This window comes from Actinomycetes bacterium (genome assembly GCA_036510875.1).
Lineage (GTDB): Bacteria > Actinomycetota > Actinomycetes > Prado026 > Prado026 > DATCDE01.
Genome location: DATCDE010000306.1, coordinates 1 through 6578 on the forward strand (window position 1 = coordinate 1; position 6578 = coordinate 6578).

Annotated in this window: 7 protein-coding genes; 4 read left to right on the forward strand and 3 right to left on the reverse strand. The window is 75.0% G+C overall.

Translation table 11 applies throughout. The annotated features are described in order from the left end of the window. From VIM19_17835 to VIM19_17850, 4 genes are all read left to right on the forward strand, one after another. The coding region (locus VIM19_17835; protein ID HEY5186714.1) for a molybdopterin-binding protein at positions 1-1040 on the forward strand (1040 nt) is incomplete at its 5' end. A gap of 9 nt (positions 1041-1049) precedes the next feature. Continuing rightward, positions 1050-2144, forward strand: a complete 1095-nt coding sequence (locus VIM19_17840) for a potassium channel family protein (GenBank protein HEY5186715.1) — start codon at positions 1050-1052, stop codon at positions 2142-2144. A gap of 9 nt (positions 2145-2153) precedes the next feature. After that, on the forward strand, positions 2154-3140 hold the full coding sequence (locus tag VIM19_17845; protein ID HEY5186716.1) for an NAD(P)H-quinone oxidoreductase: 987 nt from the start codon (positions 2154-2156) through the stop codon (positions 3138-3140). Between the two features lie 42 nt (positions 3141-3182). Beyond that, on the forward strand, positions 3183-3737 hold the full coding sequence (locus tag VIM19_17850; GenBank protein HEY5186717.1) for a bacterial proteasome activator family protein: 555 nt from the start codon (positions 3183-3185) through the stop codon (positions 3735-3737). A gap of 16 nt (positions 3738-3753) precedes the next feature. Here VIM19_17850 and VIM19_17855 read toward each other — a convergent pair whose 3' ends face one another. Genes VIM19_17855 through VIM19_17865 form a run of 3 tightly spaced genes read right to left on the reverse strand, consistent with a single transcriptional unit; the run spans position 3754 to position 6467 of the window. After that, positions 3754-4731 carry a hypothetical protein gene (locus tag VIM19_17855; GenBank protein ID HEY5186718.1) on the reverse strand — a complete coding sequence of 326 codons (978 nt, stop codon included), beginning with the start codon at positions 4729-4731 and terminating at the stop codon, positions 3754-3756. Beyond that, positions 4728-5645, reverse strand: coding sequence for an ABC transporter ATP-binding protein (locus VIM19_17860; GenBank protein ID HEY5186719.1), 918 nt, complete (start codon positions 5643-5645; stop codon positions 4728-4730). Before VIM19_17860 ends, VIM19_17855 begins: the two co-directional genes overlap by 4 nt. Positions 5646-5654: 9 nt before the next feature. Beyond that, on the reverse strand, positions 5655-6467 hold the full coding sequence (locus VIM19_17865; protein ID HEY5186720.1) for an HAD family hydrolase: 813 nt from the start codon (positions 6465-6467) through the stop codon (positions 5655-5657). Positions 6468-6578: the final 111 nt, after the last annotated feature.

Here is a 6578-nt window from a genome sequence, read left to right on the forward strand (position 1 = left end):
TGGCCGCTGCGCTGACCGCGCGCAGCGACCTGCCGCCGTGGCCAACGTCCGCGATGGACGGCTGGGCGGTGCGCGGCCAGGGCCCCTGGCGGGTGGTCGGCACCGTGCTCGCGGGGTCCCGGCCGCAGCCGCTGGGCGCGGGCACCGCGGTGCGCATCGCCACCGGGGCCGGCCTCCCGCCCGGCGCGGACGCGGTGCTGCGCCGGGAGGACGGCACCGAGGACGCCGACACACTGACCGGCCCGCGACCGCCAGCCGAGACCGACGTGCGCCCGGCGGCCGGCGAGTGTCGCGTGGGCGACGAGGTGGCCGCGGCCGGCACGACGGTCACGCCGGCCCTGCTCGGACTGGCCGCGGCAGCCGGCTACGACCGGCTGCCCGTGGTGGTCCCTCCCCGGGTGCAGGCGCTGGTCCTCGGTGACGAGCTGCTCGACGACGGGGTGGCCAGGCACGGCCAGGTCCGCGACGCTCTCGGCCCGATGCTGCCCGGCTGGCTGGCCGCGCTCGGCGCCGAGGCGTGCACCCCGCAGCGGGTGCCGGACACCGCCGAGGCGCTCGCCGCGGCCCTGGCCGCCGCCGACGCGGACGTCGTGGTGACCACCGGGTCGACGGCCCGTGGCCCGGTCGACCACCTGCACGCCGTGCTGGCCCAGGTCGGGGCCAGGGTGCTCGTCGACGGCGTCGCCGTCCGTCCGGGACACCCGATGCTGCTGGCCCGGCTGCCGGACGGCCGGCCGCTGGTGGGCCTGCCGGGCAACCCGCTGGCCGCGGTGTCCGGCCTGCTCACGCTCGCCGAGCCGGTGCTGTGCGGGCTGCTGCGCCGTCTCGAGCCGGAGCCCGTGCTGACCACGCTGCGCGAGACCGTCACCGGGCACCCCCACGACACCCGGCTGGTGCCGGTGCGCGGTGGCGTCCCGCTGCACCATGTCGGCCCGGCGATGCTGCGTGGGCTGGTGACCGCCGACGCGATGGCCGTGATCCCGCCGCACGGCGGCCTGGCCGGCAGCGACGTCCGGCTGCTGCGGCTGCCCGGAGCCTAGGCTCGGACCATGGCGGGGGGGCGGCGACGACCGGTGGTGGCGCCGACGCTCGGCCCGGGGGTCGACCTCGCGCTGCCGAGCAAGGCGGTCAGCCCGCTGCGGGCCGTGGTGACCCGGCTGCTGCTGGCGCTGGCCGTGCTGGTCGTCGTGGTGGCCCTCGTCTGGGTGGACCGCGGCAGCTACCGGGACAGCGCGGACGGCGCGGTGTCCCTGCTGGACGCGGCCTACCACGCCACCGTCACGCTCTCGACGACCGGCTACGGCGACATCACCCCGGTCAGCGACGGCGCCCGGCTGAGCAACGTGCTGGTCGTCACCCCGCTGCGGATCGTCTTGCCGGTGCTCCTCGTCGGCACCACCATCGAGGTGCTGGCCGCCCGCAGCCGCCACGACGACCGGGTCAGCCGCTGGAGGTCCCACGTGCACGACCACACCGTGACCGTCGGCTTCGGCACCAAGGGGCGCAGCGCGCTGCAGGGCCTGCTGGACGACGGCCGGCCGGCGTCCCGCGTCGTGGTGATCGACCCGTCGGCCGACGCCATCGCCGAGGCCAACCGGATAGGCGTCGCCGGGGTGATCGGGGATGCCACCCGGGTCGAAGTGCCGCGCCGTGCCGAGGTGGAGCGGGCCGCCAACGTGATCGTCTCGGCGCACCGGGACGACACCGCCGCACTCGTGGTGCTGACCACCCGACGGCTCAACCCGGGCAGCCGGATCGTGTGCGCCGTACGCGAGTCGGACAACGTCGCGCTGCTCACCCAGAGCGGGGCCGACTCGGTGATCCACTCGGCGGCCGCAGCCGGGCGGCCGCTGGCGCTGTCGGTGTCCGCACCGGTCGCCGGCGGGATCATGGAGGACCTGCCGGTGGCCGGGGAGGGGCTCGAGGTGGTCGAGCGCGAGGTCACCCGCGAGGAGCTCGGCCGGTCCCCCGCGGAGAGCGCCGACATGGTGCTGGCCGTGATCCGGGACGGCGCGGTCAGCCGGTTCACCGATGGGTCGGTCAAGCTGTTCCAGCGCGGCGGCCGGGTGGTTGTCGTGCGCCAGGCGGCTCCGGACGACACGCCCGCCGACGCTTCGCCGTCCACGCAGTCCGTGCAGGAGTAGGGAGCCCCCGTGCACGCCGTCCAGATCACCGAGCCCGGCGGGCCCGAGATGCTCAGCTGGGAGGAGGTCCCCGACCCGCCCGCACCGGGCGCCGGCCAGGTGCTGCTGCGGGTGGCGGCCACCGCGGTCAACCGGGCCGACCTGCTGCAGCGGCTGGGCCACTACCCGCCGCCGCCCGGGGCACCGCCGTACCCGGGGCTGGAGTGCTCGGGAACGGTCACCGCGGTGGGGCCTGGGGTGGACGGGTGGTCGGTCGGCGACCAGGTCTGCGCGCTGCTGCCCGGTGGCGGGTACGCCGAGCAGGTGCTGGCGCCGGCGGCGCACCTGCTGCCGGTGCCGTCCGGGGTCGACCTGGTCGCGGCGGCCGGCCTGCCGGAGGCCGCCTGCACGGTCTGGTCGAACGTGTTCATGCTGGTCGCCCTGCGCCCCGGCGAGACCCTGCTCGTGCACGGCGGCGGGTCGGGGATCGGCACCCTGGCGATCCAGCTGGCCACGGCCGCCGGTGCCCGGGTGGCCGTGACCGCGGGCTCCGCGGCCAAGCTGGACCGCTGCCGCGCGCTCGGCGCGGACGTCACCATCAACTACCGCGAGCAGGACTTCGTCGAGTCGCTGCGGGCTGCGACCGACGGTCATGGCGCGGACGTGATCCTCGATCTCATGGGCGCCTCCTACCTGGCCCGCAACGTCTCGGCGCTGGCCGTGAACGGCCGGCTCGTGGTGATCGGGCTGCAGGGCGGCGCCCGGGCCGAGCTGGACCTGGGTCAGCTCATGGGCAAGCGGGCCGCCGTGCTGGGCACCACCCTGCGGGCCCGTCCGGACGAGGAGAAGGCCGCGATCGTGCGGTCGGTGCGCGAGCACGTATGGCCGCTGCTGGAGTCCGGCCGGGTGGTCCCGGTGGTGGACCAGGTGCTCCCGGTCGACCAGGCGGCCGAGGCGCACCGGTTGGTCGAGGCGGGTGCAGTCGTCGGCAAGGTGGTCCTGTCGGTCGGGACCTGACCTCAGGTACCGGCGTCCGCCGTCATGAGGTTGGATGGGCACATGAACGAGCCGGACGCGGACGCCCAGATCGTCGTCGTGGGACCGGGCGGCCAGCCGCTCGGCGTGCTGGGCGGGGTGCCGGTCGGCGAGGCGCAGGACGACGACAGCGAGCAGGTGGCCTCGGTCGCGGACCTGGTCGAGCAGCCGGCCAAGGTGATGCGCATCGGCAGCATGATCAAGCAGCTGCTCGACGAGGTCCGGCAGGCACCGCTGGACGAGGCCGGCCGGGCCCGGCTGCGGGACATCCACCGCCGCTCGATCCAGGAGCTGGAGAGCGGGCTGGCCCCCGAGCTGGTCGAGGAGCTGGACCGGCTGGCCCTGCCGTTCGGCGAGGACACCGTGCCGTCCGAGGCCGAGCTGAGGATCGCGCAGGCCCAGCTGGTCGGCTGGCTGGAGGGGCTGTTCCACGGCATCCAGACCGCGCTGTTCGCCCAGCAGATGGCCGCGCGGGCGCAGTTCGAGGAGATGCGCCGCCGCGCCCTGCCGGTCGGGACCGAAGGCCCGTCGCAGGAGGAGGAGCAGGTCCCGCGGCGCTCGAACGGCCCGTACCTGTAGTCCGTCCTGCGGCCGGTCAGGTGAGGTCGCGGCGCCGGAACACCAGCACGGCGACCAGCACGGCGACGGCGGTGTAGACGGCCAGGGTGAGCCCGGCGCGCAGGTTCGTCAGGTGCACGACCACGCTGGTGAAGCTGCCGGTGGTCGGGTCGACCCGGTCCCTGAGGTACAGGTCCACGCCCCCGTGCTGGAGGAAGGCGGTCACGTTGGTCACCAGCAGCCACTGTTCACCCCAGTGCCACACGGCTCGGACCACGCTCTCCAGGAAGGCGAAGTAGACGAAGGCGATGCCCAGCGCGGCACCGGTGTTGCGGATCAGGTTGGCCAGGGCGAAGCCCCCGGTACCGGCCAGTCCGGCCAGGAGCACCGCCCGCCCCTGGGTGGCCAGCAGGTCGGCCCAGAAGCCTGCGGGACGGGGGGTCCAGGAGCCCCGCAGCGACACCAGCGCCGAGCCGAGCCCGGTCCACAGCAGCTCGGCGAGCGCTGTCGCCAGCAGGACGGTGGCCACGACGACGGCCACCTTGGTGAGGGTGACCCGGACCCGTCGCGGCTCCCAGGTGAGCAGTACCGGCAGCGTCTTCGCCGTCCATTCGGCGCCCCCGCTCGAGGCGCCGATGACGAACGCGAGCGCGGCGAACCCGGCGCCGACCCCGAGTGCACCCCCGCGCAGCCCGCTGACCTCGAACGGATGCCGGCGGATGAACTGCTCGGCGGTGATCCCCGCGCACGCCTGCTCGACCTGGTCGGCGGGAACGCTCGAGCGGCACTGGGCCACGACCTGGTCGGCCTGCGCCTGCGCGGCCGCGAGCTGGCCGGCCGACGGCCGACCGGTGTTGAGCAGCGTGCCGGCGAAGACCAGGACGACCACGAGGTAGCCGAGGACGAGCAGCAGCCGGACCAGCCGGCGGGAACGGATCCGCAGCACCTCCGCGCGCAGCAGCGACGGGCGCCGGGTCACCGCCGTCCCGGTCATGACGGGGTCGGCGGTGCTCACAGGGAGGCATCCTTGGTCAGCTCGAGGAAGACGCTCTCGAGGTCGGCGCTGATCGGGGACAGCTCCGACAGGAACAGGCCGCGCTCGGCCAGCAGCCGGGTCACCGCGGCCGGGTCGGTCACCGCGTGCACCTGCCACGCGTCGCCGAGCGAGGTCACCGTGTAGCCGGCCGCCTCGAGGACGGCCCGTCCCGCGGTCGGGTCGTCCAGGCGCAGCCGGACGTCGCCGGTGTCCCGGCTGGCCAGCACCTCGGCGACCGGCCCACTGGTGACGCAGCGGCCCCGGGCCAGGATCGTCACGTGGTCGCAGACCTGCTGCACCTCGCCGAGCAGGTGCGACGACAGGAACACGGTGGTTCGGCCATCGGACCCGAGGCGGCGCACCAGCTCGCGCATCTCGACGATGCCGGCGGGGTCCAGGCCGTTGGACGGCTCGTCCAGGATGAGCAGCCGGGGGCCCTTGAGCAGCGCGGCCGCGATGCCCAGCCGCTGCTTCATGCCGAGCGAGTAGCCCTTGACGGCGTCGTCGGCCCGGTCACGCAGCCCGACCGTCTCCAGGCACTCCTCGATCCTCGGCTTGGCCACCCCTGCGGTGAGGGCGAGCACCTCGAGGTTGCGGCGTCCGCTGAAGGTGGGGAAGAACAGCGGGGTCTCGACCAGCGAGCCGACGTCGCCCGCCACGGCCGGCAGCTGGTCGGGGACCGGGCGGCCGAGCAGGCGCAGCTCACCGGCGTCGCCGCTGACCAGGCCGAGCAGCATCCGGATCGTGGTGGTCTTGCCCGAGCCGTTGGGACCCAGGAAGCCGTGCACGCCGCCCTCATCGACGACCAAGTCGAGGCCGTCGAGCGCCCGCTCCGGCGGTCGGCGGCGACGGCGGTAGGTCTTGCGCGCGCCGGAGACCTCGATGACGGGCACCCGGGGAGGCTATCGGCGCAGCCCGCCGTCAGCGAGGAGGTTCTCCAGCACCTGGGCGACGCCGTCCTCGTCGACCGAGGCGGTGTGCAGCGGCACGGCCGCGAGCACCTCGGGGTGGGCGTTGGCCACCGCGTAGGCGGTGCCGGCCCAGGCCAGCATCGGCAGGTCGTTCGGCTGGTCACCGAACGCGAGGACGTCGGCGGCCTCGACGCCGTGCTCCGCGGCGACCCTGGCGAGCGTGGTCGCCTTGCTGACCCCGAGGGCGGAGATCTCCAGCAGGCAGTCGTTGGGGTTGGAGTGGGTGACCTCGACCAGGCCGCCGAGCGCCTGCCGGGCGAGCTCGAGCATGGCGTCGCCGTCGCTGTCCTCGTCGCGCACGAGCAGCTTGACGACGGGGACGGCGACCAGCTCCTCGGCCGGGGCGATCCGCACCGCGGCGAGGTGCGAGTCCCAGCGGGTCCGGTAGGCCGGCTCGTGGGAGAACCCGGCGCCGGTCTCGACGGCGAAGACGGCCCGGGGCATGACCTCGCGGATCCGGCGGACCGCCTCAAGGCCGGCGTCCAGCGGGAGCAGGAACGCCTCGAGGATCCGCTCGGTGTGCAGGTCGTAGACGACGCCGCCGTTGGCGCAGATGGCCACCCCGCGGTGGCCGGTGGCCTCGACGACGGGGCGCATCCAGCGCGGCGGCCGGCCGGTGACCAGGACGAGGGGCACCCCGGCGTCCTCGACCGCGGCCAGCGCGGCCACCGTGCGCGCCGACACGGTGCCGTCGTGGCCCACGATCGTGCCGTCCAGGTCGGTGGCCACCAACCCCACCGGCATGAAGGGTCCCTTCTGTGCGGGTGGCCGCAACTTTCTACCCTTCACGGACGCCGGGTCGCCGGCGCTCGCCGTCCATGAAGGTGCGCTTTGTGCGGCAGTGCGCGCAGAAGG